The following is a 1,475-nucleotide window of genomic DNA, read 5'->3' as shown; positions in this document are numbered from 1 at the left end:
CCGGTGGCGGCGGCGCGCCGGGCGGCGGCGCTGCTGGCCCTGGCCACCACCCCGGGAACCGTGGTGTGCGACGCGAACCCGCGCACCCAGCGCGTGATGGTGCACCGGATCGGCCCCCACCCCGCCGGCCTGGAGGCGGGGGTGCGGCGGTGAGCCTGGGTGAGGCCGCGGCGCTGGGCTTGCTGCTCGGGGTGTTCGTCCCCGGCGTCTGGATGGCGTCGCGCGGGCGGCCCCGGCATCGGCTGGTCGGATTGGAATTCGCCAGCATCGCCGTGATCATGGCGCTGACCGTGCTGGCGGTCAGCTGGCACCAGGACTGGGGACTGATCGTGCCGCTGGTACTGGCGTTGATCACCTTTCCGGGCACCCTGGTCTACACCCGGCTGTTGGTGCCCAAGCCATGACCGGGCCGGTGGAATGGGTCGGCTGGGGCCTGGTTTTCGCCGGTGTCCTGGTGATGGTGGTGTCCGCGCTGGCGGCGGCCGCGCGTTCCGCGGTGTTCGATCGGCTGCACCTGCTGACCGTGACGACATCGGTGGGCGCCCCGTTGATCGGGCTGGGATTGGTGCTGCGCCAAGGCTGGACCGCGGCGTCGGCGATGGTCGTCGTGATCACCGCCGTGGTGCTGGCCACCGCCCCGGTGATGTCGGCGGCGACGGCCCGGCTGACCGGACAGTACGCCGGTGTGGTCGAACAGGACTCACCGTCGTGACCGCGCTGCTGCTGACCGCGGTGACGCTGGTGGGCGTCACCGGAACCGTCGTCGCGCTGACCGCCCGGCCGGATCGGCAGGCGATCGCGCTGTCGGTGTTCGGGCTCGCGCTCACCGTGCTGTTCGTGCTGCTGCAGGCCCCCGACGTCGCGTTGTCGCAGTTGGTGATTGGCGGCGCGGTGGTTCCGCTGATGGTCATGCTCACGATCCGGGCGGTGCGCCGACACGAGCAGGAGTCCAGCCGATGACCCGCAGGGCCCGCACCACCTTGTTTCTGGCCGGGGCGGCCGGGCTGGCGCTGCTGCTGTGGTGGGGTTTTGGCGAGCTACCCGTGTTCGGGCAGACCCACCACCTGTACCGGGATCTGGCGGTGCGGGCCGCGTTGTCGCGCGCGACCGCCAACGCGGTGGCCTCGGTCAACTTCGACCAACGGGCCCTGGACACGCTGGGGGAGGAGACGATCCTGTTCGGTTCGGTGATCGGGGTGATGGCGCTGCTGCGCCCGGCGGTCGAGGAGCGGGAATACCGCCAGCCGGCCAACCGCGCGGCGACGTTGGACGCGACCCGGTTCGTCGGCTATCTGGCGCTGCCGGTGAGTTTGGCGGTGGGCCTGGATCTGGTGGTGCACGGGCATCTGACTCCGGGCGGCGGTTTTCAGGGCGGGGTGGTGGTGGCGGCCGGTTTGCACCTGCTGTACATCACCGGCAGTTTCCGCGCCCTCGATCGGCTGCGACCGGTCAACGTGTTCGATGTGGGGGAGGCG

The 1,475-nt window shown here is 71.3% G+C and carries 4 protein-coding genes; all 4 read left to right on the top strand.

Features of this window, described 5'->3' with window-relative positions; genetic code table 11:
• Positions 1-149 precede the first annotated feature (149 nt).
• The gene (locus tag BKN37_RS27140; protein ID WP_071030394.1) at positions 150-404 is read left to right on the top strand and encodes a monovalent cation/H+ antiporter complex subunit F; all 255 of its coding nucleotides are present in this window, start codon (positions 150-152) and stop codon (positions 402-404) included.
• Complete coding sequence (locus BKN37_RS29660; RefSeq protein ID WP_071030392.1) at positions 401-712, top strand: monovalent cation/H(+) antiporter subunit G; 312 nt, start codon at positions 401-403, stop codon at positions 710-712. Before BKN37_RS27140 ends, BKN37_RS29660 begins: the two co-directional genes overlap by 4 nt.
• Complete coding sequence (locus BKN37_RS29655) at positions 709-960, top strand: Na(+)/H(+) antiporter subunit B (RefSeq protein WP_071030390.1); 252 nt, start codon at positions 709-711, stop codon at positions 958-960. The genes BKN37_RS29660 and BKN37_RS29655 overlap by 4 nt, the downstream gene beginning before the upstream one ends.
• The coding region (locus BKN37_RS27125) for an MnhB domain-containing protein (RefSeq protein ID WP_071030388.1) at positions 957-1,475 on the top strand (519 nt) is incomplete at its 3' end. The genes BKN37_RS29655 and BKN37_RS27125, both read left to right, overlap by 4 nt.

Source organism: Mycobacterium talmoniae (assembly GCF_001854525.1).
GTDB lineage: Bacteria > Actinomycetota > Actinomycetes > Mycobacteriales > Mycobacteriaceae > Mycobacterium > Mycobacterium talmoniae.
This window is presented reverse-complemented; position numbering and strand designations above follow the sequence as displayed.